This window comes from Cohnella sp. WQ 127256 (assembly GCF_024519285.1).
Classification (GTDB): domain Bacteria; phylum Bacillota; class Bacilli; order Paenibacillales; family Paenibacillaceae; genus Cohnella.
The window spans coordinates 1,477,819-1,503,405 of the sequence record NZ_JAMZCY010000001.1; the positions used below are offsets into that span (position 1 = coordinate 1,477,819).

Genomic DNA, 25,587 nt, shown 5'->3' on the forward strand with positions numbered 1-25,587 from the left:
TTCAAGCGGCGTGAGCTCACTTCTCCAGCCTTGCAGCGTACGCTGACTAATCCCTATCTCGCCCCCTGGGTTAGGATAGTTGTCATAGGCCTCTAGCAAAAGTATAGTTAGTTGGTTTAATATCAAACTTTAACTATTACTCTGGATGATCAATAAAAATACTTTTCAATTTAGTTCGTATACGATATGGAAATAACTTATAAAATGCTCTAAGGAAGGTTTTAAGAAATCCCTCCAATTCCAATTGTGCTAGTCTTTTGGACGTTATTTGATAATTTGTATGCAACTCACTATAATGACTTCTTAGCTGATCTATGTTAACTACATTTTCGTTATTGATATTGGATAACTCAATGTAACGAGTTTCTAATTGTTGTGAAAATAATAATCCTTCATTATATCGTTTTTCCATTTCAATTGACTGGAATTCCAAACGGTAATTGTTTTGTTCACATTCAAGTAGTTTCCGTTGCAATTCAAACTGAATTTGGATTTGATATTCAATTGTTTGCTCATAATCATTGCTCAATTGTATGTGGGAATACTGAATTTCAGTGTCTAAGAAAAGCCTTTTGTCCTTAAGTTCGTCTGCCAATTGGGTATTCACAACTACGCGGTAGATCACATCAGCATTTTTGTATTTCACAATTAAATCTTTCAGCTTTTCCGGATCATTAAACAATTCAACCAATTCTAGTTCCGAATTCAAAACAAGTCCATTATTAAAGTGCTTTGTCTGATCAGCAATGTTACCGCTGTCTTTGTAGGTGATAACAAAACAGTTTGCTGCCAAACTTTCGTAATACGTGTAGTTATATGTGCCAAACCAATTTGACCATAGAAGAACTACGTCGATTTCATGCTCAATCAGCCTAGTAGTTGTATCCCGTTTAGAACCATGGTGAAAACTTGTGTCTACAAAAATCGTCTCAGGCAACGTATGATCTACTTCGGAAAATTGAAAAAATTCATAATCTAATTTATTTGGAATCCCATTCAACTTTACCCATGCATCCCAGCCTTTGTGTTTGGAGGAATAGCCAGGATATGCGACTCTAATTTTACGATCCTCAATTGAATAGCCTGTAGGAATATTTCCCGATGATATCATATTTTGATGGGAAACAACGCGAACATTTTGCTCGAAATGCGGAAATGAACGTAAAAAAATTCGTTTCCCATTTTCTGAAGGTGCAACGATGGCTACTTTATGTTTGATAAAAAGTTCATTGATACTGTCATAATGAGCTTCACGGCCCTCTCCATGACGACAGGTTACACAACGAGGTGAAGCGACGGGTGCTGGACCGCAAAATTCCTCATCATTATAAAACAAAAAAACATTACGACAAATGGAGTAATAATCATGCAAGATATGAACGAGTTCAACGTCACTTCTCTCTCTGATTCTACTGACAATCTCATCAATCATAGCAATATTCATTCCGAATAAAGTATTCAGAAAAATTCGTAATACATTGATTTTATTAGTTGAGATAAGCTCACCAAAACAATAGCCTACTTGCCATGCGGTTAAAAAGCACGTTGTTTCACCATCGATGACTACTTCAATTATTAAATGATTAGGATGTATATTATGCACATTTGGATTACTAACTGTAAACAATGCAACATAAGAAATATTGCGATCTTCCATCATTTTTTGTAGGTCTAAAATGTATTTTTGTGCACCACCAGTAACCTTTCGATAGTCGTCATGACAAAATGAAATCACGCAATCCTTATATTTTAAATGATTATATATCTTTTCAGCATCCACACTAAGCATCAATCCTCAAGCACCCTCTCTTGGAATCGTCTGTGAACAGTATTAGCTTTGAGAACATCTCACAGGAGTGAAATTTACTCGTGAGATTCGCTCGATCTTCATCATTAAAAGAAGGATAGGAGCTATTTCCCAATTCTTTCAAAATACACTCCAATTGATTTATCTGTTCGAAAGAAAAACCTTGTCTTTCCAAACCGACTTTGTTTACTTTTTTTATGCGTGCAGGGTTGCCATCTACAAGGAAATAAGGAGGAACATCTCTAATCACCTTGGCCATTGCACCAATCATTACATATTTACCCACCTTAGAAAACTGATGTGTAAATGCAGACATACCTATATGTGCAAAATCATCTACCTCTGTGTGCCCGGAAATCCGCACATGGGCTGATAATGTAGTTAAATTTCCAATTATTGCATCGTGGCCTAGATATGCACCGTGACCAATATGGTTACTATTTCCTATGATTGTGTTGCTACCAGGATCTTTGGATCTTGCAATGACGGTATGATCGTTGATCATATTGTTGGAACCTATAAGTAGACCGGATTCAATAGAGTGATCAAAACCCTTGAGATTGGGGAGGGAACCTATTGAACAAAAGCTTCCTATGTAACTCCCACTTCCTATGAAAGTGTTTGAATGAATCTTTGTATGGCTGCAAATGGTAACTCCATCGCCAATGCTCACATTTTCACCAATGACTGAAAATTCACCGATGCTGACATCGTGCCCTATCCTTGTATTTTGACCAATATACGCGCTTTCATGAATCAACATTAGCCATCTCCATTTTCATAATTCTAGTACTCATCTTTAGAACTTGTTAATTGCCGTAACAATTTGCTCGATTTCATCTTGTATGAGTCCTGGATGAACAGGAATGGAAACCACTTCACGTTTAATTCTGTTCGTAACTTCAAGTCTTTTATCATATTCTAGTTCTAACAAGTCAGATGATTGATAGCATGCTTGCTCCGGAATTGAATAGGGATAATAAATGGAAGTGCCTATCCCTTTCTGTTCCAAATACGCAATAAATGTATCTCGTTTGCCATTTAGAATACGGAGTGTATATTGATTATACACATGCTTTGTCCCAGCAACTTCCAATGGCTTGATGATGTTGTGATGGTCAATATACTTATCATAGAAAGCTGCATTTTCTCTTCTAAGAGCATTGAACTGATCTAGCTTTTTTAGTTGACATAAACCAATTGCCGCAGAAATTTCAGACAATCGGTAATTATATCCAATGAATTCAAATTGGTTTTTGGCTTTAACACCATGTTGAATAAGTTGGCTTGCGAATCCGGCTGTCATTTCATCCTTTAATATAACCATACCGCCTTCAGAAGTCGTCATATTCTTAGTTGGATAAAAACTAAAGGCTGCAGCCTCTCCAAAGGTTCCCACTTTTCGTCCGTTCCATTCGGCCCCGTGCGCTTGGGCACAATCCTCTATGAGCAGCAAACGGTACTTACTTGCTATTCCTTTGATTTTATCCATATCGCAGCTTTGACCGAACAAATGAACGATGACAATAGCTTTCACATCTGTGTGTACTTGAAGAATCTGTTCGATACTCTCAGTTGAGATGTTCATGCTCGTTTCATCAATATCTGCAAAAAGCGGAATTCCCCCTGCATGTACGATGACATTGGCTGTCGCGATAAACGAGAATGATGTCGTAATGATTTTATCTCCCTGATTGATTCCAAGTGAACGGAGAGCTATTTCTAAAGCTGTAGTACCAGAGGAAGCCGCGATGCAACTTCTGTAGTTCAAATATTGTGAAAAAGCCTCTTGAAAACGTTTAACATTTTCTCCACTTGCCAGTTGACCGCTTACAAGCACTGAATTAACTGCATCGATCTCCTCTTGGCCAATCTGAGGTTGTGCAATTTTAATCATTTTTCCCGTCCCTTTATTCTAAGTATGTTAGCCATTTCAACGGAATCTGCCACTTCACAACCTAATGATTGAATCATCTTTGTCGCCCGAATTACAAATTCCATATTATGGTTTACCGGTATTCCTTTTAAGAAGTAACGATTGTCTTCCATTCCCGTGCGAATCACATCACAGCCATTTAAAACACTAATAAAATTAACAGGTAACTGCATTCCTGCAATACCTGCTGCAGACCAAGTAAAACCTTGTGGAACCGAGTCGAGCATCCATTGAATGTTTTTATAGTCCTGCTTCATTCCGCCGATTGAACCAATAACAAATTGGATATATGCATTGTCTTCAATTAAACCAAGCTCAACCAAACGTAATAACTCTTTTAACATATTTTTATTAAAAATCTCAAACTCTGGTTTAACTTCATACTGCTTCATAGCTTGGAGGATATCGACGACAAATTTCTTAGTGTTCTTAATCCCACCGTCAGGTCGTTTGAGAGAAGTCACTTCTAATGATGCTAAATCTGGTTTTAATTCCATTAATTTGATCCGCTCTTTATCCGACACATCAACAAGGTGATTTGAAGTGGAAATGCATACCAGGATGTCGCATTTTTCACGGATTCCGGTCAACACTTCCTTGTACAGAGTAGGATCCAACGATGGTCTTTCATTTTTGTCCCTTACATGAATATGAACCATCGCTGCTCCTGCAACTGAACATTCATACGCACAATTGATAATTTCTTCAACAGTAACAGGAAGACCGGGCATAGTATCTTTTCTGGTCATTGAACCGGTAATCGCTGCACATATGCCAATTTTCCTCATAGATCTCCTTATGGTGTTGCTATGGAATAATATCCGTACAAACTTAATAATAACTTAATTAATTGTTGAATAAAATAAGTTATTTGAGCGCACTGACTTATAAACCCAGCTTGTGACCCTTTTCTAGACGTTGAATTTGTTGTTCTCCGTTATCAGCTAATTCTCTGAACTGATTAATCGTTTCGCGCATCTTAGGAAGGGCTTCCTGCTTATAAGTGCTAATGGAATCTAAAGCCGATAATACGTCCGTGAAAGCCTGTTTCAACGTATCTACAGATATGCTCGTTTCTAGAGATTGCTTATGAATCGCCGCGCCCTGATCCTTTAGCATTTTGGAGGTGCCACTGATGAGACTGTCAGTTGTTTGATTGAGAAGTTCGATCTTTTTCAGAACAATCCGTTGATTGTAGAGCGCACTAGCTACTGTAACCGAGATTTTCAGAGCTGATACCGTAACATTTCTAGCTCTGTCTACCCCTCTGATCAGCTCTTTGTTATTTCGGATGACGACTTCGATCGCCATGATCCCCTGTTGATTCACGACCATCATCTGTTGCAAGTCCATCACTCGCTGGCGTAGAGGAAACAACACTTCTTCCGTGATGAACCGAATTTTATCTTCGATTTCATTACGTGCTTTGGCTGCCTCAATCTGCGTCTCAATTTCTTCATCCATCAGCATCCCAAGCTGGATTTCTTTCTGAAGTCTCTTCGTTAACTCCCTTAGAGCTTGTTGTTCAAACTCTAGCGTTGTATTGTCATTCTTTAACACGAGCTTTCCTTTATCCAAAGAAGTAATGATGTCCGAAATCATCGCATCCGCTTTCTGATACTTGGCAAAGTAGCTCCGCAAGGGGTTAAAGAACTTCCCAAGAAAACCGCTCTTGGCAAAATCTACAACACTTGGGTCTAAATCCTTCAACTGGAGATGCAGGGCGGTTAATCCTTTAGCCACTTGCCCTCCTTCATCCCCAGTCTTGGATAAATTGCCTACAGAAACCTGCAAGAGTGAATTTTTCTCCGAGGATGATCTCATCGAGCCCATACCGAAGCTATCAATAGACTGCAATACCTCTTTCCGCTTCTCTACGGACTCCAAATCTAATTCCAAGATCGACGAGACATTACTCGCAGCCAACTCCTTGAGCTGCTGTACTTCTTCGGGTACGGGTTTAACCTGCTCTTCGATCGCCGACTTAATCTTCTCTGGACTTACGACTTCCATTGTAAATGAAATGATAACCCCTCCTCATTTGATAAAAAATTTACATTTGCACGTTGAGCAGATTGCCAATTTTATACACAACATCATCTGTATCCGCGTTGATACTAGATGCCTCATTAATACTTGATATGCTTTGAAGCGCCTTAATATTTGCATTGTAACCAATCGTATATAGAGGAATCTTAAGCGTCTCGATCAGACCTCTAATGTCCTTGAGTGAATGTCCTTCATTCGTTTCCCCATCACTTAACACAAAGATCAAAGGCTTAACATCAGGATTACGAGCGATCTCCTCTTGCAGCATTTTCATAGCAACCACAATTCCATCGAATGTAGCTGTACCTCCACTGGCTTGAAGACTATTAATAGCTCCAACAAACATCGATTGTTGATTCGTATCGTACTTCCCAATAGGAAGGTTAATGGAAACGTTGCTGGAGTAAGAAACCAATCCAATACTATTGTCACGACCCAAGTATTTTTGACCGGTCAATAAGGATTCCTTCAATCGCTGCAGAGGCTCCCCGTTCATACTCCCTGATACATCAGCTACAAATACGGCAGCGATCGGTTTATTGCCGTTTTTCTTCTCCTTCCATAGTTTCTGTGCTGGGGATAAAAGCGTACCGTCAACGACACCGAGCTCCGATTTGTAATCCTCAAGTCCATTAAAGCCCTTGTCTTTGGCCAGGCTCTGATATTTATCCTGTGCGACGAACTCTGCAAACTTATGAATAATATCCAGCTTCTCTTGAGGTATATCACCTAATGCATACAGTGGGCTATCATGTCTTACGCCAAAAGGAGTGAATACATAGTCCCCCTTCAGATCCGCTGCATTGACATAAGTTTGGTACTCCAAGACAAAAGCATCAAGCATCCCTGTCTTAGCTGCATCCCGCATTTGTAATGTGGTAGATGCAATGAAGGGTACATTCGCTTGGAACTTCTCAAACCCTTGAACGGCTTTCTCTCCAAGTAAATTGGAGCTATCAAAGGTAGCAAGAGCTGTCACCAGAAAGTTCAAGCCCGTTGAGCTAGCGAATGGATCCGTGTACCCCATTGCTAATTCGTTATCCGCTATCGCGTCTGTAATCGTCTTAACGTTTAATGAGCCGTACTTCGCGACGAGCTCGTCAAATTTTTTCTTAGTCGCAACAACACCAGCAACATTACCGACAAGACGCTTGGATACAAGCTGGATTGGGATACCTTGCGCTTTCACCATCTCTCCCCACAATTCATTCGATGGCGTGAACGCGTCTGGCATATACTTTCCAGACCTTATGTAATCCGTAGCTGTCCCCGATGCAATATTCCGTATCTTGACCGAAACAGGCTTCCCATTTACTTCTATATTCGCTTTGTTGAATTCTGTTGCTACCTCATTTAACCACCCATCATTACCCGTCCCTGATTTTTCTGTGGAAGAGAATATCTCAACGAAGCTATCCGTTGTATTCGCTACCGATATTGCAAACTTAGAGATATCCGGTAATGAGTCGCCGATAGCTACAGGATCTAGATCGATCTGACCTTTAATTTGATCCATCGTAGTTACGGATATATCTTTGTAAATCTTGTTCAGTTGTTTATCTGCATTTTCCGAAGTGACCTCTGTCTTTGATTTACCTAAATTGGATGTTAAGCTGATTCCTGCATACACAAGGACAAAAACAACAATGGCAATTACCCCCAACACAATAAATGCCTTCCCTTTACTAGCCATACTCATCACCCTCTCATTGCTGATAAAATTTGGTCTGCTTGATTAAGGAATCTATTTCCTTCATGCAGGGCATTTCCTCGACATTCTCATAATCCGTAGAGCCTAATTGAGAGATTTCCATTAATAACATATCTAGCTTCAGCAGAATTTCTTCATTTGCGCTTACATAACCCGTTACGTAGGCTAAGTACTCCATGTAAAGATCCGTTTTTTGTTGTAGCAGTTTATTCGAAAGCTGAGTCGATCTTTGCGGACTAGCGAATGCAGAGAACTCTGAGGCGTCAAATACACTAAGCTTATTGAGGATTCCTCTAATATTCAGATAAAACAGCTTTTCGACTTCATTAATGACATTAATAAACTTCTTAAAGCTTAGCTCCGTGCGATCAAACCTCTGGCTTAGCAGCTCTAACACAGTAACCAGCTTCTTTTCCATTCGATCAATCTGCTCTAAGACTAGGGATATATCTTTATTTAACACTTTTAGTTTTTTGTAATGCTGAAGCGCGGCTATGTAATCCTCATTCGTTTTGAGGTCTTTTACAGGTAACGCAACAGGTGGCTTCAACAGTAATACATAACTCCCGTATAAAAGCACAAGTAAGCTACTCATTAATAAGGTTACGCCAGAAGCTGTTTCAAGAGCACTATCCCCCCCGATTTCAACCCCCAACAATCCGGGTGACAAAATGATAATGTCCAGCAGCACAACCCCTGCGCTTAATCCCAACATCTTCATGAATCTCGAGCCTATCATCCCTCACACCTCCACCACGGGTTACTTCCTATCTATATGTGATTTCTGGTGATCGCATGTTAAACAGGCTACCGATATCGGTAGCCTGTTTAATCTTTAATGTTCATGGTCGGATAACTGGGAAATCACTAACAGAAAAATCAAGCTTCGTATTCTGGAGCAAATTCAATCTTGACCAAAGGCTTCTTCGCTGGACCCTCGATGACTTCCCCGGTATACGAAAATCTGGAGCCGTGGCAAGGACAATCCCATGTTCGATCTCCATCATTCCAGTTCGTCTCACAGCCCATATGTGTACAAGTTGTATCCACCAAGTGCAATTGATCATCAGGATCTCGATATGCTCCAGCCCTTTTACCGTTGATAAGGACCAATGCGCCTTCTCCCACAGCCACACTGTTAGGACTGCGGTATACCGTTTCGAGTTTTCCGGAAATTAGCTCTTTAGCAACATTCAGGTTTTCCGAGACAAAGCTTTTGATATCAGGATCAGCGTGAAGACGTGATGGATCAAATAAGTCCTGATAACGATCTTTAATACCCAGAACCCTATTTTTCAGAAGATGTGCAGCTACTGTTCCGTTTGTCATGCCCCATTTTCTATAACCCGTTGCCACGAAAATATTGTCTGTTCGAGCATTGATTTGTCCCACGTAAGGTAATTTGTCTAACGTAACTAAATCCTGTGTTGACCAACGATAAGCAATTTCCTTCACATCAAACACTGAAGTAGCAAACGATTGTAACGTCTCGTAATGTTTGATAGTGCAGTTACTTTGGCCGGCTTTGTGACCTTCTCCTCCGACTAGAATCAATGGCTCCTTCCCCTCACGAACGACCCGGATAGACCGCTTCGGCTGGTCGGCACTAAGATACATTCCTCCGTTATATTCCTGACCTATCCGGATTCCGAGAACGTAGGAGCGCTCAGCATGCATTCGGGCAAAGTAAAAGCCTTTCCAATCGAGAAAAGGAAAATGAGAAGCGGAGATCACATGCTGGCAAGTAATGCGATTCCCCGATTCCGTAACAACGACGGGACAATCCCCTTCCTCCACCTTCACAGCGGTTGTATTCTCAAAAACTTGGGAGTTAGAGCGAATGATCCGATCAGTTAATGCCATTAAATAAAGAACCGGATTGAATTGAGCTTGATTATTCATGACGAGCGCCGATTGGATAGCTATGGGCAAGTCAATATGGTCCGTAAGCTTACCGGCGATACCAAGCTTCTCATAGGCTCTTCGTTCTTTCTCAAGCTTTGCTATTGTGTCCTCCGATTGGGTGTAAATATAAGCGTCCTCATCCGCTAAATCGCAGATTATCCCTTCCACCTCTACCGTTTTTCGAATAAATAGCAATGCTTCACGATTTGCCTCATAATACAATCGGGCTTTATCTTCACCAAAGTGGTGAATGAGCTCATCATAGATCAAATCGTGCTGGGCGGTGATTTTAGCGGTTGTGTGACCGGTTGTGCCGTGAAGGATACGGCCAGCCTCTAGAATGACCACTTTTTTTCCCTCTTTGGAGAGCAAATAACCGGCGGTAATTCCGGTAATCCCTGCTCCGACGATAACAACATCTGCATCCATGTCTGATGTAAGTTTTGGAAACTCCGGTTGTTCAACCGATGTTGTCCAATACGATTGTGGGAACTGGGGAAGCTGAATCATGAGATGTGCTCCTTCTCTGTCAAGGCATGCTTTGGTAGCAGTGTTAGTTTTTCACAAAAGGCATCCACCAATTCCACTTGCCCAAACATTTCATTAACGAAGGCACCAAAACCATTCGAACAATAGTCGCATCTAGAAATAAAGCAACTGCAATCCCCATTCCAAGCTGCTTCACCCCCGAAACGTCAGCAACTGCAAATGGAGCAGTTACGGCAATCATGATCGCTGCGGCGGAAGTAATGATTTTCCCCGAGCCCGTCATTCCTTCTCGGATCGCATGGTCGTTATCCCCCGTATTCCTGTAGCTCTCTTGAATTCTGGACAGCAGAAATATGCCGTAATCCATACTAATCCCAAAGGTCAAACCAAAGATAAACACGGGAATCATAATTGCAATATCGGTGGGCTCCATCCCAAATCGTCCCTCTTGAAATAACCATGTTAAAATTCCAAAGGATGCTCCAATACTGACAAGATTCATAAGAATAGCTTTCAACGGGATGAAGAGAGAACGGAAAGCTACGCATAAGACAATGAAGTTGGAGAGGAGGACAAATACGAGGACAAATTTCATTCGAGTGAACACTTCATCATGCACTTCTTGGTGATATTTCGGTTCTCCTCCTATTTGAACATCCAATGCTCCATACTTATCTGCACGTTCGCGAACCCATTCCATCACTTCCTTCGAAGTTTCGTTCCCTTTAAGCCACACTGATATGAGATGAAGCCCCTTTCTTCCAGATGACTTCTCAATCTCCATGTCAATGACTATCGGATCCTGTCCAAGCTCTCGCCGGATTTGATCTACGATTTGCTGGCTCGGGATTCCCACCCCGTCCCCATCTACCTTATCCTTCACAATCATCAATGCCTGTGAGACAAAGCGAGGTTGAAATCGTTCAATTACGATTTCAGAAGCCATGCGTGACTCCTTATCTTTCGGAAGTGATTCGGGGCCCGGAATGCTAACTTGCATCGCACGGATCGGATACAAACAAATGAATAGTACACCAATCGCTAACCCTGCCGAAACCAAAGGCCGCTTCATTACAACAGCTATAAATAAATACCAAGGACTTCTTCCTCTATGTACATTTCCATTCCTAACATTTGATGAGATTCGTTTGCGAAGCTTATATAGAAGAGCCGGTACAAAGGTTAGGTTAACCAATAAGGAGACAGCGAGGACAACAAGTGCCCCCAAAGAAACCGAATTGAAAATCGGCATACGGATATAAAAGGTTCCGATTAGAGCTAGCGAGACACAAGCTACAGAAACGACAATGGCTTTTCCTGAGGTAGCCATTGTTTGCAGAAGGGCTTCGTTAACCGACAGATGAACGCGTTCCTCCCTGAACCTGCTTACCATCAGCAAGGCAAAGTCTATACATACGGCCATCCCCACCATAGGGATCACATTATAAACAAAGACGGACAAGGGCATACCGCCGTAAACACCGATCCCGTACATAATTCCCATCGCGATGATCACGGTCATGGCGCCAGCAATAATGGGAATGCTCGCGGGCACAAGTCCTCCCAATGTAAATACCAAAAAAACAAAAGCCACCGGAATACCGATTCTTTCGGCTGCTTTCAAATCATGCTTACTTGAACGGTTCACATCTTCTTGGATGACCGGTTTACCGGTTATGGTTACCCTATAATTCTGATCCCCTGAAGCTGCTTCACGAATTTGCTCCATTGTCCTTAGTTTATCTGGAGTGGAGCCTGGAAGAACGGATAAGAGCGCATACGCATAATTCCCCTTCTCCAGCTCTTGTCGGTTAAGTGGGGATGCTGCAACATTCACCCCGCTAATTCTCTCAACCGTATTCAACGTTCGTAATATATAGGAATGAAAGGCACGCTTAGACATTCCCTTGTCGTTATTAAACAAAACAATGACAGGCTCGTCCGGTATATGAAATTGTCTGGACAATACTTTTTGAACTTGAGCATATTGTCCATTGGTCACGAGTCCGTGATCACCTAGCACGGAAGGTAGCTGTACAGCGAAAGAACCAAGGATACCCGTCAGAACAAACCAGAAGCCGATAACCCAAGACGAATATCGGATTGAAAAAGAAGTTATTTTACGGAGCATCATATAAACAATCACTTCGAGGGATCAAATGTTGATTTTTACCGAAAATCAATACGGCATTATGGCCGCCAAATGCAAACGTATTGGACATAACTGTTTCTAGTTTTCTCCGCTTGAATGAGTTAGGTGTGTAATCAAGATCCATCTCCTCATCCCTCTCGACATAATTGATCGTTGGTGGAACGATATCATTCCTCAGTGCAAGAATGGACAAGACCGCTTCCACTGCGCCGGAGGCTCCTAAGAGATGGCCCGTCATAGATTTGGTAGAGCTAATACTGACATTGTAAGCATGAGAACCGAAAACTGCTTTTATGGCTCTTGTTTCCGTCAAATCATTAAGGATGGTGCTAGTGCCATGTGCATTTATATACTGGATCTTCTCCGGGTCAATGGTGGCATCCTCCAAAGCTAAGTTCATAGCCCTTGTCCAATCGCTCCCATCTGAACGAGGAGCAGAAATGTGAAAGCCCTCACCGCATGACCCATATCCGAGTAATTCTGCATAGATTTCAGCTCCACGAGCTTGGGCATGATCCAAGGATTCTAGAACGAGTATGCCTGCGCCTTCTCCTATCACGAAACCGTCTCGATTTTTGTCAAATGGACGGCTCCCTTGCCATGGATCTGTTTGTACCGACAGTGCCCTCATTGCGGCAAAAGAAGCCAATCCAATTTTACAAATGGGGGCTTCAGTGCCTCCGGCAATCATGACATCTGCTTCGCCTCTTTGGACAGCTCTAAAGGCTCCACCAATGGACTGTGAGCCCGAAGCACATGCGGTTACTGTACAACCCGTCAGTCCTCTGGCTCCCAAGCGAATCGAGATACGACTTGCCGCCATATTGGGAAGGAACATAGATAGTGCAAAAGGTGAAACCCGCCCAAAGCCCTTCTGAAGAACGTCAAGCATTCCCGATTCAAAGGTCATGATTCCCCCAACTCCACTGCCAATCCACACTCCCGTACGCATCGGGTCTACGTTATGGCCGACAATTAACCCACTGTCCCTCAAAGCTTCATCTGCTGCTGCAATGGCAAGCTGTATGAATCGGTCTGTTCTTCTGGCTTCTTTAACATCCATCTCTTGCAAAGGATCAAATCCAGTAATTTCCGCAGCCAGCTTTACCGGTAAATCCTCCATCCACTCGTTCGAAACTTGCCGGATGCCTGAGACTCCTTTTATCGCATTGTGCCAGGTGGATTCCTTGTCCAAACCGATAGGGGTGACACAGCCCATCCCCGTAATCACAACCCGTTTCTTCATCTCCATCCCCCTCTTTAATCAGCCTCGCAGTCTGGTCGCCCTTACCAGCTTCTCTGCCGTCCCCGGCATAAACGAACCCAATTGGAGCAACCACGAAGAAAGAATGGGATTTGTAAGTATGCGTTCAAGCAAGCTCCCCCATCTGAGTGCGCCTGATAATTGTTGTTTGATTTGCATCGTATATGCATTTTTCCACTCTGAATAAGAACACTGACCTAGTAGATAGGAGTTAGCTCTTGGCGCGCAAAGCTCTACGGACCGCAACGCCATCGCCATACCGTCCCCACAGAAAGGAGGAATAACGGCAACGGCATCCCCGATGCATGGAATTCCGTTCCATCCGTTCGGCTCTGGGCGAATGATGACCGGGAATGTAGCCGCTTGGGTTCCTGGCACAGCAATCGCATGCTCCAATCTTTTCTTCAGAACAGGAATCCGATTGACTGCGCTCTTCAGAATATTAGGGATGGCGTCGGAACCACCGTGCTTAATTAATGCTGGATTTGTGATCAGTGCAGCAACGTTCAAGTGTCCCCCCTCAATCGGAGAAATACCGATATATCCACCTTGAAAAAAATAAAGATCGACTACAGGGTCTGAGTCAGATCTTGTATAATGCGATTTAATTCCCACATAAGTCCTATTGTTCGATTTGTGTTTTTGTCCAGTCGTTTGAAAGCCGTTTAATGGTCGCCGACCCCAAGCTGCAATCACGGTGCGACAAGTGAGCTGAGATCTTCCTTCTTTCGAGGCGAGCTCCACAACGTGTCCATTGACTGTCTCTTTCAGTTCCGACACTGATCTTCCAGTGTACACACTGGCCCCATTGTCCAACGCAGATCGCTGTAAACTCGCATCCAAAGCTTGGCGACTTAATCCCATGGCTGTACCGGTAAGGGGAATTGTGAGGGATACGCCACGTTCCGTATGTAGCCGAACTAATGTGATGGGTGATGGCTGAAGGGAAGCTACAATACCATCCAATTCTAGAGTCTTCAGTGTTCCTAAGGACTCTGGGGATATAAACTCTCCGCACGCCTTATGACGAGGGAACGTATCCTTATCGACAAGAGCTACCTGCCAACCCTGCTTGGCCAAACAATAAGCCATACTGCTCCCCGCAATACCTGCCCCGATCACGACAGCATCAAATTCCGTTTTCATTCGTCTTGGCCTCCCGTTCTTTAGGAACAATAACGGCATAACGAAATAGAGGCCTCCAACTGTAAATGATACTGACTCCCCTAAGTCTCTTAGCGAGATAACGGAAATCTGATCTGCGAAATCCTTTGGCCACAGACAGAGGACCGTCATGTCGGATATAGTTATTCCGTGAGATGAAGTGGGTTACGAGCCAAACGGCTGCCCAAGGAATCCAATGCCTATGTATATCATTAATGACAACACCTATTCTTGAAACCGCCAGCATCTTCTCTACTATCGATGGAAGTTCCTCTGTTGGGAAATGATGTACGAATTGGGATGCTGTCACGATATCAGCCTGCTGGACCGCCAGGTTAAATAAATCTTGTTGTATGAATTGGACCCGAGAATCATTGCGGAACAGATGCTCAGCCTCCACTCGAGCTTCATCGGTTACATCAGCCAAGATCACCTTCATCTTTATTCCTTGCTTGTCAGCCCATTTCAATATCCGTTGATTAATATCCCCGGAACCGGAACCGACGTCAAGAATGGTTAATCTGGTAGGCTTTCCAGAGCTTTTCCACAAACGTTTAATGCCATAAAGTACCGGAGCCTTAGCTCCGAAAATCAAGTTAAGCCTTCGCAAATGACGCAAAGCTTCTTGAAGCTGGGCTCCACCTTGTGTAAAGTCATCCATCAATTCTGGCTTTGGCGAGCGATGACGAAACCCACCTCCCCCTATCATGGATGATACGAAAAGCGAATCATTTCGGCTGTCATTCCAGGTCCGAAGGCTAAAGCGATTCCATCATGATATCCTTCATTCGTCTTGAGCTGATCTTCTCTTAATTGTGCCAATACGAACAAAATAGTTGCGGATGACATATTCCCATATTGGCGCAGAACAGACCGACTGGGCGCTGTTTGCATATCAGTGAGGTTGAATGCTTTTTGTAAGGAATCAATGATCCCCCTGCCACCAGGGTGAATCGCCCATAATGTCGGCAAAGCCTCATCGCCCCAGAAAGCTTGGAATGCCTCAGGAACTTCTTTGGCAATCAGCTGAGGAATCTCAGGTGAAAGATGTAATTGGAAGCCGTGATTCCCGACGGTCCATTTCATTTTATCTGCGGTATGTGGGAACAGGATCGCTTCTGCCTTATGAATGGCAAACCCTCGAAGGCGCTCAGGATCCTTCATTCCAACTACACAAGCCGATGCGCCATCACCGAATAATGCAGCGGTAAAGAGGTGAGCTTTGTCAAAGGAAGGTTGAATGTGAAGGCTGCACAATTCAACGGTTACCATGAGTACTTTGGCGTTTGGTTCTCTTCGCACGATCTCTTCAGATAGACGAAGTGCAGTTAACCCTGCGGCACAACCCATAAAAGTTAACGGGGTTCTATGTACATCACCTCGAAGATCGAGGTGCCCTATCAGCTCAGCGTCTAACCCTGGAAGAAATAAACCGGTACAGCTCACCGTAATCAGATGAGTAATATCACTAGGCCGTTTCCTACTGTCGGTAAGCGCCTTTTGGGCTGCTTCCACCGCCAATAATATGGATTCCTTATGATAGATGGACATTCGTTCTTCAGTCGTGGGGATATTCATTTCGGGAGTCGAGGGAATATACCGGCAACGCTCAACTGGCTCTAACAGGTTAGGCTCGCATGTGTATCGTGTATCTACACCACAATGAGCAAATATACGATGCACCCACCGTGCATCTTCTGGGCGCTCTTTCATTGCTTCCTTCAATCGGCGTACGGAGTCTTCTTGTTCTAGGCAATAAGCAGGAACGGCTGTACCTATGCCCATAATGGTTATACTCTCCAAAGGATAGGCGCCTCCTAACAGGATTTCGTAATAGGGTATGCAAACAATGATTAGGACAAGAAGTTATAATTTCAATATATGAATTGCTCATGTTTCACATACCTATTTTTTCACTAATCCATTTGTAAGATTCAAAGTAATCAAATAGTTATATTTACTTGCGTGTTTCATTTCGTCTAAAATAATTCCGAATACTGTATCACGATATATTCCAACAGGTAGTCCAAACCCTATTTTACGATACTTCTCAACTGCCGACAGCTCCCCCAATAAAGCCTGCTGTAAGCCTGCGACATACGACTCGACTGGCTTATGAAGCTCATTGCTAATACCTGTGATTTCCTGACCCGTAAGCTCTCTATACATACCTCGGAACATATGATTATGACCACGTTCGTCTTCTCGTATTGATGCAATAATTGCTGCTTGTTCAGAGTTTGGGGCAAGCTTAATTAGCTCATCATAGAACAACTCGTCATTTCGTTCTCCTTGAACGGCTTCCTTTATTAAATCTAATGCCTGTGAAAAAGTTATGGACCAAACAGGTACAAATGTGGATCTCATCCAATAAGGGTGTACACCATACATATAATAATCCTCCCAATCATTCAATAATGGTCAGAACCAGCCTATGTACAAATACCCTTTTACGTTACATGTGTTACAGAATATGACTTTATTAACCACCAAACAGGCTACCGATGTCGGTAGCCTGTTTGGTGATCGTATGTGATTAAGCTAGCTTAGCGTATCCATTACCTTTTCAGGTTTACTCGAAGAGTTTAATAAGACGACGCCTCCGACGATTAACACTATGCCTAATACAGTAACCGTGCTGAATGGGTCATCCCATACCCATATCCCAATGAGCGCGGTTATTACCGTACCTACACCTGACCATATCGCATACGCTAAACTTAATGGGATTGTTTTAAGACTTAATGATAGGCAATAAAATGAGATAGCAAAACCAAAAATAACGCCAATGGTAGGGAATATATGAATAAATCCTTCTGACAATTTCAGCATTGTTGTACCAATTATCTCGCTAGCGATGGCTATTCCTAATGCCAAGTAACCTTTCACAACTATACCCCCCATTGTCTATAAGTTAATGTGAGCCACCCGCTGAGAGCTTCATAATGACCACTCCACCAATGATTAAAGCTAAACCTAACCCCTTTTTGACATTAAAGTTCTCTTTATAAATAAGTACCCCCACTAATGCGGTCAAAGCAGTACCAACACCGGACCATATCGCATAAGTCGTTCCTAGTGGAATAGTCTTCATAGCCAAAGACAGGCAATAAAATGCTGAGCCCATTCCAATAACTACACCTATCGAAGGGTACAGCTTCTTAAACCCATTTGATAATTTAAGCATTGAACTCCCAAAAACCTCACTAAAGATGGCTATGGCCAACAATACAAATGAATTCAATAAAACAACCCCTTACTTGATCATATTCGTCAATTTCTGGATGACTTGTTCACGTAACTCTGCATCCAACTTCCCTAATCCGAACATTTCTGAGAACCATAAGCCATCCGTTGCTAGTCTGACTACCGTAGAAATGACCGGATCAATCCCGTCTGTTTCCATATTCCTTTGCCATATTGAATATTGGCTTTGAAGTTGGCTTAGTAACTCCGGATTTGCAAAGAGCGCAGCAATCAGTGCAGTACTAATCCCATTCCCATCCGTGATATCAGCAGAAGTTGAATCAATGTATGCTCGAGTCCACTTCCCATCCTCCATGGTTGAGTTAGTCGCTCTATTCTGGACATCAGAAACAAAATCGTTAGTTAACTGTTCCACCATACCTTTAATTAATGCTTCCTTATTCGGAAAATGGTGCAGTAATCCACCTTTACTAATTCCTGCTTCCTTAGCAACGGCTTCAAGCGTAAGCTTCTCGACTCCGAGATTTTTCACAATAAATGTAGCAGCCACTAGGATATCATTACGTTTAGAATTGCGATTCACATTCCTCACCCCTACATTTAGTATACCGTCTGGACGGTTTTCAAGTCAATTGAAGAAAACTGAAAAAAGCAACCAGGCGCGAAAAAGCTGCCGTTCACGCCGGCAGCCTTCTAAGGTTTATGTCTACGCACATGTATCTACAAGGCATGGATCTATCAGACGAATAACATCTTCCGCAAGTTCAAGCTGCTTGGTTGCAAACTCCAAATCTCCGTGGCCTGCAAGGGCGAAATCCAAATTCCCTATTGTAGACATGAGTATACGAGCTATGATCGCAAATCCAAAAGCCTCTTGATCGGCCATATTGTTAATTTGAGTTAAAATATATCGAAATGTTGGCTCCTGAACTCCATTGAATAAAGCAAGATTTCCAACAAATGAAGCCAAATCCCAGAATGGAGGCATCAGTGATATATCTTCAAAATCCGCCCAGATCCATCCCTCTGGACTTGGTAATAAGTTTCTTGCATGGGCGTCTCCATGACTCGGTATTAACAAGCTTGTATTGAGACGCATCTGTGTATTAACCTTTACGAACACATTTAACAGTGTTTGTATGCGTTGATCGGGAACCTTCATCAATTTTACAGCCGATTGACATGTCCGCTCCCATACACCAAGTATAGGAATCTCATCCACGAAGTCTTTCATGGCTAATGAAAGTCTGTTTACTAATTCAACGGCTTCACTTGGTGAAGGAGGCTGCAATTGTGTAGGAGGAACATACTTCCACAATGTCATCCATGTGCCACCCATATCGTGTGGTCCTGCATCAAGAAGGTCTGTTGGTGCTAATACGGGGACGCCCTTAGATTGGAGATGGCGTGCTACCCTTAACTCGCGATCAAGTATTTGGTAGGCGTAATCAGCATCTTCATTTGATAAAACAGTGGCTATTCGTGCCACAATGGGATGCGGTGCCAAGTGAATGATCAGGTTTCCGCCATTACTAAGCTCAATAGGTGTAATTTCATTCCATCCAGCATTCTCTGCTAGTATTAATATTTCTGAAATAAGTTTACCATTAACCGACACTGCAACAGCTCCTGCTTATTCCTGATAGGTACAACTTCTTTAATCACTATTCGGTTACAGATTCTAACTCTCGCCATTCCATGCCTCAGAGAGCAGCTCGCTGTTAATGCCCATTGCAGCCATCGAGCCCATTGAGGCGGCAGTTATGGCTTGATACAGCTCAGTCGCTGCATCTCCTGCACTATAGACACCCGGTACATTCGTCTTGCCAAAGTCGTCGGCGATAACACTACCTGCTTCCGAGAGCCGGCAGCCAATCGCTCGCGGTAATTCAGACCCCTCAGCAAGCTTAGGTGCAAAGAATATTCCTGTACATGGGATTACGGTACCGTCCTCCAGTACAACCTGCTCAACGATACCCACATTAGATTCGATACGTTGGATCGGTGAATGATATATAGGAACCTTATGTAGTAGAAGTTGCTTGTGCTGTTCATATGACCAATCATCAGACCCATTTGTACAAATTGTAAATTGCTTCGACCATCCGGATATCATCATAGCCATATGCGCCGCCCTCGCACCATTAATAATAATGACAAGTGGCTGATCCCTTAACTCCCATCCATCGCAATAAGGGCACACAAATGCGCTTTTCCCATACACCTCTGACAGTCCGTTAATGTCCAGAGGAAGGTCTCTTTTCCCAACTGCAAAGAGAAGCTTTTTACACGAATAGGTTGTTCCGGAAGCTGTTGTCATTTGAAAATGACCATCGGATCCCCCAACAGATACAGCAGAATCTTTCACAAATTGTACTGAGGGATAAGCTTTTATTTGATCCATTGCCACTTGCCGAAAGTCGCCGGGACTGATTCCATCTCTAGTAAGAAAGCCATGTGTCTCATGTGTAACCCGATTACGCGGGCGCCCTTCATCGATCACAACTACGCTTTTTCTCGCCCTGCCTAACACGAGAGCTGCATTCAAGCCCGCTGGACCTCCACCAATAATTCCTACGTCGATAAGCTGCATCATGCTACCATTCCTTCCCCTCAAGAATATGCTTTTTTATCATCTGGATTCTGTTCTCGAAAAAATAATTTCAATAACGGCGGAGTAACTAATGTTGTAATAATAACCATGATTACCACGGATGTAAAATACTCCTGCTGCAGTAACCCCGCCTGTAAGCCTGTTGCACCAATGATTAATGCAACCTCTCCCCGACTTATCATACCAGATCCGATAATCAGTGAGGATCTTGAATTAAAGCCTGTTACTCGCGCCCCAATCCACCCTCCGAATAGCTTAGTTAGACATGCCACTATTGTAATGAGAATTAAAAACACCCACTGATCGCCAATTCCTTCGAAGGAAACATTAAGACCGATGCTAACAAAGAATACAGGCACAAAAATGGAGAAAGCGATCGGCTCGACCTTTTCCTCCACGATATGCTTATAATTGGTTTGAGATACGGAAATCCCCGCTGCAAAGGCACCAATGATTCCAGCCATCTGCAGCCACTCCGCAAAATAGGCAAAGGCGAAACAAATGAATAAAGCCGCTGTAATGACTGCCTCTGTGACTCTTAATGGGGCCATCCACTTCATAACCATTGGAACGACGTACCATCCCACAAGGAATATAACTAAGAAAAATGCTACTTTTTTACCTATGAGCATGCCAATTGAAATGTCATTTCCAGTTCCGATCACACTCATCATAACCGCAAGCAGGATAACAACGAGCACATCGTCGATTACAGCTGCTCCCAGAATGGTCGTCCCCTCGCGAGAATTCAATTTGTTCATTTCCTTTAGCACTTGCACGGATATACTTACAGAGGTTGCACAAAAAATAACGCCGAAGAACAAGGCATAATTCTGACTAAAGCCAAAAGCAGAAGCTATACCAAAGCCCCCAACGAAGGGAAGAATAATTCCACCAATCGCAACAGCAAAGGCTGATTTCCAATTTTGCTTCAGCTGCTCCAGGTCGGTTTCTAGTCCTGCAATAAACATAAGGAGAAGTACACCAATTTCCGATAGCTCATGGATAAAGCTCCCTTGCTCAATCCACCCAAGCACTGCAGGCCCTAATACTATCCCGACAATCAACTTCCCTAGAACTGCTGGTTGACCAATACGTACTGATAAATCTCCTACAACCTTCGTAAAAAACAGAATTAAAACCAAATATAGAATGAACTCCATAAACCTGCCTCCAGATGTTTTTGTATTAATGTGTCCTGAAATAAAAAGAAGGAACCCATTTTTACAGGCCCCTTCATTCCTCAAACAACCGTGGTAAATTATCTTTACCCTCAAAGCATTCGCCAGAATGGATAGTTTACCAGTTCCTCAATAAGTACAAAATTGAAGGTACTATTCATCCGAATTTAGAGCAAAAGTCGTTCGTCCACTCCACCCTCTACAATAGTTTTGCAGATGTGATAATAATTTACGACCATACACGTGGTAATCGATGGTCAAATTTTGTGCCCCTCTTAGCTCATAAAGCTGAAATCTCATCAAAATTTAATCTTTGAGCATTAAGATTATGGTATTCATGAGATGAGGTGCCAAGCAATGAGAAGCAATCGAGGCAATCGAGCTTTAATGATACCCGCCCAACTGGTGGCAATTGTAAGTCTCTTTCTTATTCTTTACTCAATCTTTGGGTTGACTCAAGAGAATTTGGGCGGCGCAAGGCCAAGAGTCGAACAGGGTGGAGAAGAATTATTCAAGACACTAGGTACTTTGTCTGTGTTTATTACAGCCGTCAGTTATGCCTGGTATCATTTGAAGAAGAAAAGGAAATCACCCTCCCCTTTAGTCCGGTTGATTGTTAAATGGTTTGACAAGCTGCACAAATACACCGGCTATTCAGCAATCCTCCTCATCGCCACCCACGGGATCTATTTTCTGACCCAGGCCGTCGTTAAAAAAGAAACCTACACCGGAATTGCTGCATTCTCACTGTTGCTCTCAGCTGGGATATACGGCTTTCTAATTAAGCGTTTACCTAAGAAAAATATGCGAAAGGTTCATTTCATGCTTGCTACCGCGTTTGCGCTTGTTGCCATCATTCATGCAGGTGGTTCAGCTATTATGGCCATACTTTGTACAATCGTGTTCTGGGGCATTACTGAGTTGATCGAACGGAGTGCAACCCCTGCTCAAGATTAGCGTTGAGGTAACACTCCCTCAGATTACAAGGATACCGAGCACTTGTGAGATTAGTCGGAGCGGATCTCGTCTTTTCTCGTCACGGTCAGAAAGATGACCAAGCAAATAATGGTTGCGAGGAAGACAACGCTAGTCACTGTCGTTCCTACTTCAAGTCCACCATCCTCCCGTGTCTGCGACAGGTAATCTCCAATAGAGGCACCGAGCGGGCGCGTTAAGATATAAGCGATCCAGAAGGCCAAAACCGCATTCAGCTTGAAGCGATAATAAGCGATGGTAACTGCCCCGATCATAACAGCAAACAAAATTAAAGAAGTTGAATATCCAAAGTTAAGTCCTTCCGCGATTAGATCGCCTACCGCCGTGCCTAGGGCAAAAGTGAACAGGATAGCCAGCCAGTAGAACACTTCCCGCTTGGTCGTGTAGATCGAGTGAATCGACAGAGTCTTCTCGCTCCCATACCAAATAGCAAAGGTCACCGCAAGTAAAACACTGAAGAGAATTGTAGTCGTCAGCAAAGGAACTCCGAAGTTGTCCGTTAGGTTGTCGGTAATTAGTGTGCCAACAACGCTAATTAGTACAACCGTGATCCAATAGATCCAAGGGACGTAAGTTTTGGCTTTGAACTGCAATACGAGAGTTAGTAGCAAGATTGCGCACATGATCAAGGTCGTATTCGTTAAACCTAAGTCGAAGTTCTCGTTCAAATAGTCTGCTGCCGTTTCCCCCACAGTGGTTGCCATAATTTTGATTATCCAGAAGACGATGAATACTTGGGGTACCTTATTTAACATTTTCAAGCCTCATTTCCCCTCTCACCCATGATTGAGCGGTAATATTCCGCTGCCTCATGTAGTATAAACCCGCATTATGAGAATACAGTGTGAGAAGATAAACAAGGTTGCTTACAATTGCTAGTCTCTATTTCGTTCAATTGCGCCACCTCGGTAAAACTATCGTAACAACAGTCCCTTCGTTTTCCACGCTCGTAAGATGAATGCTGCCATGATACGCCTCAGCTAGACGTTTAGCGATCGCAAGTCCCAAACCACTTCCTCCTACTTTACGGCTCCTTGCTTTATCTATTCGGTAGAAACGATCGAATACGAAGGGAATATGTTCTTCCGATATCCCCACTCCTTTATCAGCTATGCGCAATTGTACTTTATGATCTGTCGTTGTGTTTCCTGAAATCATGATGGTCTTCTCATTAGTTGAATATTTAATCGCATTATCGATAACGATCATCAGGATTTGCTTCAAATGATGTGCGGAAACTGCGAGTTGAGCATGACTCAGGGAGCGATAATTGACATCGAAAATAAAATTCGGGTGGATGATCGCGAAGTCTTCCACGACTTTCATTATTATTCGATTTGGTTCGGTTTTTTGTTCCTTCTCCATATGAATGGGTTCCGAATGAGAGGAAGCAAGTAAGTCTTGGGTCAGATTTTTGAGCCGCACCAATTCTTCTAACGAAGCATTTAATGATTCGTTTAATATAGCAGGATCGTCCTTTCCCCAACGTGATAGCAATTTCAAATGTCCTTCGATTATCGCAATTGGTGTTCTAAGCTCATGCGATGCATCTTCCACGAATTGATTTTGCTGTTCAAAGGAAGTTTCTAATCGATCCATCATCTCATTGAATAGCTGGCCAAGCTTAGATAACTCGTCATTATTATTTATGAAATCGACCCTCTCGGATAACCCGTTGTAATTGATGTTCGCTATCGTACCGGACAGCTTTGCTATGGGTTTAACGAATTGTCTACCAAGAAGTACGCCTCCTATAGAACTAAAAGCAATACCTCCTAGCCCCCCTAGTACCATAACCAAAAGCAGCATTTGATTTAATTTCTCGTAATTTTCTAAATTCCGAACAATTTCAATGGTTCCGTTAAAAGAGTCAATCTGAAGTGGACTTCTCAGAATGAGCAGATGTTCCCGCTCGTGTCGTACACTTACCATAAGTGTGGTTTCAACAGGCTGCGGAGACACCCATTGAGCAGGCAAACCGTCGCTTATCGTTAGTAGGGGATTCCCTTCTAGGTCCAATAGGCGAATCAATTGATCGTTCTGGTTTGCTTTCTCCAGGAAGCTTTTACCTGCCGTTACATCTCTTGAGCCATTGTCCTCATAGTATCCAATGATTTCATCCATACTCTTCTTTATCGCAAGCTCTTCTTGCTTAAGGGTCCATCGGTCAAGCACAAGATATTGAACAGAATTATAGAGAAGAAAGAAGATGCACATCCATAAAGAAGCCCATACGGTAATTCTCCATTTAATCGGAAGAGTGTTTATATTCAATATTCCTTTTCTCATGCTCTCATCACATATCCAATTCCTCGCTGAGTGTTTATGTAAGGCTCGTCTGCCGAATCGCTCAATTTATTTCTCAAATATCTGACATAGACATCGACGACGTTCGTTTCAACTTCCGTATCGTAGCCCCATACTTTATCCAACAAAGAGTCTCGTGACAGCACGACATTGACATTCTGCAGTAAGACGGCAAGCAAATCGAATTCCCGTTTCGTAAGTTCTACGATTTTGTCTGCTTGTTTGAGAATTCTGGAACTGAGATCTAGATTGAGATCGCGAAAGACAAGAATGTTTGACTGTTGTTCGCTATGCTCGAATCTACGAAATAAAGCTCGCATCCGAGCAAATAACTCTTCGATTGCGAATGGCTTCGGAATATAATCATCCGCCCCACAATCTAATCCTAACACCCGATCTGTCACATTATTTCTTGCAGTGAGCATGATAATGAGGGTTTTTTTGGTGTTTCGGATAGCTCGGCACACCTCTATCCCATTCATACCAGGAAGCATGATATCAAGCAAGATCATGTCCCATTCCTGTTCAAGTGCTAATTGAAGTCCATTTGTTCCATCATTGGCAACCGAAACATCATACGATTCATGGACTAGCTCTAACTCAAGAAATCTCGCAAAGTTAGGTTCATCTTCCACGATAAGTACCTTTTTCATCGTTCCCCTCCTGTCCCTTTTCCGTTTATTGTTGCATACTCGGTGGCTTCTCATTCCAAGATTAACAGACTTATATGAAATCATGATGTGAATATTCAAATGGATTGAAATAATTATTCAATGATCAAACTCTCATTAAAAACACAGAATCT

Annotated in this window: 24 protein-coding genes; 1 reads left to right on the forward strand and 23 read right to left on the reverse strand. The window is 42.8% G+C overall.

Features of this window, described 5'->3' with window-relative positions:
* Nucleotides 1-136 precede the first annotated feature (136 nt).
* From M1K58_RS06530 to M1K58_RS06625, 20 genes are all read right to left on the reverse strand, one after another.
* Nucleotides 137-1,792: a hypothetical protein gene (locus M1K58_RS06530; RefSeq protein ID WP_256757841.1), complete on the reverse strand. Its 1,656-nt coding sequence runs from the start codon at nucleotides 1,790-1,792 to the stop codon at nucleotides 137-139.
* Nucleotides 1,782-2,570: an acyl-ACP--UDP-N-acetylglucosamine O-acyltransferase family protein gene (locus tag M1K58_RS06535; RefSeq protein WP_256757842.1), complete on the reverse strand. Its 789-nt coding sequence runs from the start codon at nucleotides 2,568-2,570 to the stop codon at nucleotides 1,782-1,784. The genes M1K58_RS06530 and M1K58_RS06535 overlap by 11 nt, the downstream gene beginning before the upstream one ends.
* A 36-nt stretch (nucleotides 2,571-2,606) precedes the next feature.
* Nucleotides 2,607-3,704, reverse strand: a complete 1,098-nt coding sequence (locus tag M1K58_RS06540) for a DegT/DnrJ/EryC1/StrS family aminotransferase (protein ID WP_256757843.1) — start codon at nucleotides 3,702-3,704, stop codon at nucleotides 2,607-2,609.
* Nucleotides 3,701-4,531 carry a beta-keto acid cleavage family enzyme gene (locus tag M1K58_RS06545; RefSeq protein WP_256757844.1) on the reverse strand — a complete coding sequence of 277 codons (831 nt, stop codon included), beginning with the start codon at nucleotides 4,529-4,531 and terminating at the stop codon, nucleotides 3,701-3,703. Before M1K58_RS06545 ends, M1K58_RS06540 begins: the two co-directional genes overlap by 4 nt.
* Before the next feature lie 97 nt (nucleotides 4,532-4,628).
* The gene (locus M1K58_RS06550) at nucleotides 4,629-5,768 is read right to left on the reverse strand and encodes a toxic anion resistance protein (RefSeq protein ID WP_256758270.1); all 1,140 of its coding nucleotides are present in this window, start codon (nucleotides 5,766-5,768) and stop codon (nucleotides 4,629-4,631) included.
* Between the two features lie 28 nt (nucleotides 5,769-5,796).
* Nucleotides 5,797-7,485, reverse strand: a complete 1,689-nt coding sequence (locus tag M1K58_RS06555) for a VWA domain-containing protein (RefSeq protein ID WP_256757845.1) — start codon at nucleotides 7,483-7,485, stop codon at nucleotides 5,797-5,799.
* Nucleotides 7,486-7,498: 13 nt separating this feature from the next.
* Entirely contained in the window at nucleotides 7,499-8,242 is a 744-nt protein-coding gene (locus M1K58_RS06560) for a hypothetical protein (protein WP_256757846.1), read from the reverse strand.
* A gap of 140 nt (nucleotides 8,243-8,382) precedes the next feature.
* Entirely contained in the window at nucleotides 8,383-9,918 is a 1,536-nt protein-coding gene (locus M1K58_RS06565) for an FAD-dependent oxidoreductase (RefSeq protein ID WP_256757847.1), read from the reverse strand.
* A 43-nt stretch (nucleotides 9,919-9,961) separates the two neighbouring features.
* On the reverse strand, nucleotides 9,962-12,031 hold the full coding sequence (locus tag M1K58_RS06570; protein WP_256757848.1) for an MMPL family transporter: 2,070 nt from the start codon (nucleotides 12,029-12,031) through the stop codon (nucleotides 9,962-9,964).
* Nucleotides 12,018-13,295 carry a beta-ketoacyl-ACP synthase II gene (fabF, locus tag M1K58_RS06575; protein WP_372339112.1) on the reverse strand — a complete coding sequence of 426 codons (1,278 nt, stop codon included), beginning with the start codon at nucleotides 13,293-13,295 and terminating at the stop codon, nucleotides 12,018-12,020. The genes M1K58_RS06570 and fabF overlap by 14 nt, the downstream gene beginning before the upstream one ends.
* 18 nt (nucleotides 13,296-13,313) lie before the next feature.
* A complete protein-coding gene (locus M1K58_RS06580; protein WP_256757850.1) occupies nucleotides 13,314-14,459 on the reverse strand; it encodes an NAD(P)/FAD-dependent oxidoreductase in 1,146 nt (381 codons plus the stop codon).
* Nucleotides 14,443-15,138 (reverse strand): methyltransferase domain-containing protein, encoded by a 696-nt coding sequence (locus tag M1K58_RS06585; protein ID WP_256757851.1) that lies wholly within the window; start codon nucleotides 15,136-15,138, stop codon nucleotides 14,443-14,445. The genes M1K58_RS06580 and M1K58_RS06585 overlap by 17 nt, the downstream gene beginning before the upstream one ends.
* Nucleotides 15,139-15,182: 44 nt before the next feature.
* Nucleotides 15,183-16,280, reverse strand: coding sequence for a type III polyketide synthase (locus tag M1K58_RS06590; protein ID WP_256757852.1), 1,098 nt, complete (start codon nucleotides 16,278-16,280; stop codon nucleotides 15,183-15,185).
* 102 nt (nucleotides 16,281-16,382) lie between these two features.
* The gene (locus tag M1K58_RS06595; protein ID WP_256757853.1) at nucleotides 16,383-16,868 is read right to left on the reverse strand and encodes a ferritin-like domain-containing protein; all 486 of its coding nucleotides are present in this window, start codon (nucleotides 16,866-16,868) and stop codon (nucleotides 16,383-16,385) included.
* Between the two features lie 150 nt (nucleotides 16,869-17,018).
* Nucleotides 17,019-17,366: a DMT family transporter gene (locus M1K58_RS06600; RefSeq protein WP_372339113.1), complete on the reverse strand. Its 348-nt coding sequence runs from the start codon at nucleotides 17,364-17,366 to the stop codon at nucleotides 17,019-17,021.
* A 25-nt stretch (nucleotides 17,367-17,391) separates the two neighbouring features.
* Complete coding sequence (locus tag M1K58_RS06605) at nucleotides 17,392-17,721, reverse strand: DMT family transporter (RefSeq protein WP_256757855.1); 330 nt, start codon at nucleotides 17,719-17,721, stop codon at nucleotides 17,392-17,394.
* 12 nt (nucleotides 17,722-17,733) lie between these two features.
* Nucleotides 17,734-18,267 carry a TetR/AcrR family transcriptional regulator gene (locus M1K58_RS06610; RefSeq protein WP_256757856.1) on the reverse strand — a complete coding sequence of 178 codons (534 nt, stop codon included), beginning with the start codon at nucleotides 18,265-18,267 and terminating at the stop codon, nucleotides 17,734-17,736.
* Between the two features lie 123 nt (nucleotides 18,268-18,390).
* Complete coding sequence (locus tag M1K58_RS06615) at nucleotides 18,391-19,302, reverse strand: aminoglycoside phosphotransferase family protein (protein ID WP_256757857.1); 912 nt, start codon at nucleotides 19,300-19,302, stop codon at nucleotides 18,391-18,393.
* Nucleotides 19,303-19,365: 63 nt separating this feature from the next.
* Nucleotides 19,366-20,280: an NAD(P)/FAD-dependent oxidoreductase gene (locus M1K58_RS06620; RefSeq protein WP_256757858.1), complete on the reverse strand. Its 915-nt coding sequence runs from the start codon at nucleotides 20,278-20,280 to the stop codon at nucleotides 19,366-19,368.
* 17 nt (nucleotides 20,281-20,297) lie between these two features.
* Nucleotides 20,298-21,461, reverse strand: coding sequence for a cation:proton antiporter (locus M1K58_RS06625; protein WP_256757859.1), 1,164 nt, complete (start codon nucleotides 21,459-21,461; stop codon nucleotides 20,298-20,300).
* 375 nt (nucleotides 21,462-21,836) lie between these two features.
* Here M1K58_RS06625 and M1K58_RS06630 point away from each other — a divergent pair, with 375 nt between their 5' ends.
* Nucleotides 21,837-22,436, forward strand: a complete 600-nt coding sequence (locus M1K58_RS06630) for a hypothetical protein (protein WP_256757860.1) — start codon at nucleotides 21,837-21,839, stop codon at nucleotides 22,434-22,436.
* Between the two features lie 50 nt (nucleotides 22,437-22,486).
* On the opposite strand, the gene M1K58_RS06635 is transcribed toward M1K58_RS06630, so the two are convergent.
* The 3 genes from M1K58_RS06635 to M1K58_RS06645 form a co-directional block, all read right to left on the reverse strand.
* Nucleotides 22,487-23,230 carry a COG4705 family protein gene (locus tag M1K58_RS06635; RefSeq protein WP_256758271.1) on the reverse strand — a complete coding sequence of 248 codons (744 nt, stop codon included), beginning with the start codon at nucleotides 23,228-23,230 and terminating at the stop codon, nucleotides 22,487-22,489.
* Nucleotides 23,231-23,366: 136 nt separating this feature from the next.
* Nucleotides 23,367-24,764 carry a sensor histidine kinase gene (locus M1K58_RS06640; RefSeq protein ID WP_256757861.1) on the reverse strand — a complete coding sequence of 466 codons (1,398 nt, stop codon included), beginning with the start codon at nucleotides 24,762-24,764 and terminating at the stop codon, nucleotides 23,367-23,369.
* Complete coding sequence (locus M1K58_RS06645; RefSeq protein WP_256757862.1) at nucleotides 24,761-25,435, reverse strand: response regulator transcription factor; 675 nt, start codon at nucleotides 25,433-25,435, stop codon at nucleotides 24,761-24,763. The genes M1K58_RS06640 and M1K58_RS06645 overlap by 4 nt, the downstream gene beginning before the upstream one ends.
* Nucleotides 25,436-25,587: the final 152 nt, after the last annotated feature.

Excerpts from the sequence above, each read along its gene's own strand:
- M1K58_RS06570 (WP_256757848.1), bottom strand. The coding sequence starts at position 12,031 with ATGATGCTCCGTAAAATAACTTCTTTTTCAATCCGATATTCGTCTTGG.
- M1K58_RS06625 (WP_256757859.1), bottom strand. The coding sequence starts at position 21,461 with ATGGAGTTCATTCTATATTTGGTTTTAATTCTGTTTTTTACGAAGGTT.
- M1K58_RS06585 (WP_256757851.1), bottom strand. The coding sequence starts at position 15,138 with ATGGATGACTTTACACAAGGTGGAGCCCAGCTTCAAGAAGCTTTGCGT.
- M1K58_RS06555 (WP_256757845.1), bottom strand. The coding sequence starts at position 7,485 with ATGGCTAGTAAAGGGAAGGCATTTATTGTGTTGGGGGTAATTGCCATT.
- M1K58_RS06545 (WP_256757844.1), bottom strand. The coding sequence starts at position 4,531 with ATGAGGAAAATTGGCATATGTGCAGCGATTACCGGTTCAATGACCAGA.
- M1K58_RS06645 (WP_256757862.1), bottom strand. The coding sequence starts at position 25,435 with ATGAAAAAGGTACTTATCGTGGAAGATGAACCTAACTTTGCGAGATTT.
- M1K58_RS06540 (WP_256757843.1), bottom strand. The coding sequence starts at position 3,704 with ATGATTAAAATTGCACAACCTCAGATTGGCCAAGAGGAGATCGATGCA.
- M1K58_RS06535 (WP_256757842.1), bottom strand. The coding sequence starts at position 2,570 with ATGTTGATTCATGAAAGCGCGTATATTGGTCAAAATACAAGGATAGGG.
- M1K58_RS06630 (WP_256757860.1), top strand. The coding sequence starts at position 21,837 with ATGAGAAGCAATCGAGGCAATCGAGCTTTAATGATACCCGCCCAACTG.
- M1K58_RS06560 (WP_256757846.1), bottom strand. The coding sequence starts at position 8,242 with ATGATAGGCTCGAGATTCATGAAGATGTTGGGATTAAGCGCAGGGGTT.
- M1K58_RS06620 (WP_256757858.1), bottom strand. The coding sequence starts at position 20,280 with ATGATGCAGCTTATCGACGTAGGAATTATTGGTGGAGGTCCAGCGGGC.
- M1K58_RS06565 (WP_256757847.1), bottom strand. The coding sequence starts at position 9,918 with ATGATTCAGCTTCCCCAGTTCCCACAATCGTATTGGACAACATCGGTT.
- M1K58_RS06640 (WP_256757861.1), bottom strand. The coding sequence starts at position 24,764 with ATGAGAAAAGGAATATTGAATATAAACACTCTTCCGATTAAATGGAGA.
- M1K58_RS06635 (WP_256758271.1), bottom strand. The coding sequence starts at position 23,230 with ATGTTAAATAAGGTACCCCAAGTATTCATCGTCTTCTGGATAATCAAA.
- M1K58_RS06580 (WP_256757850.1), bottom strand. The coding sequence starts at position 14,459 with ATGAAAACGGAATTTGATGCTGTCGTGATCGGGGCAGGTATTGCGGGG.
- M1K58_RS06595 (WP_256757853.1), bottom strand. The coding sequence starts at position 16,868 with ATGTATGGTGTACACCCTTATTGGATGAGATCCACATTTGTACCTGTT.
- fabF (WP_372339112.1), bottom strand. The coding sequence starts at position 13,295 with ATGAAGAAACGGGTTGTGATTACGGGGATGGGCTGTGTCACCCCTATC.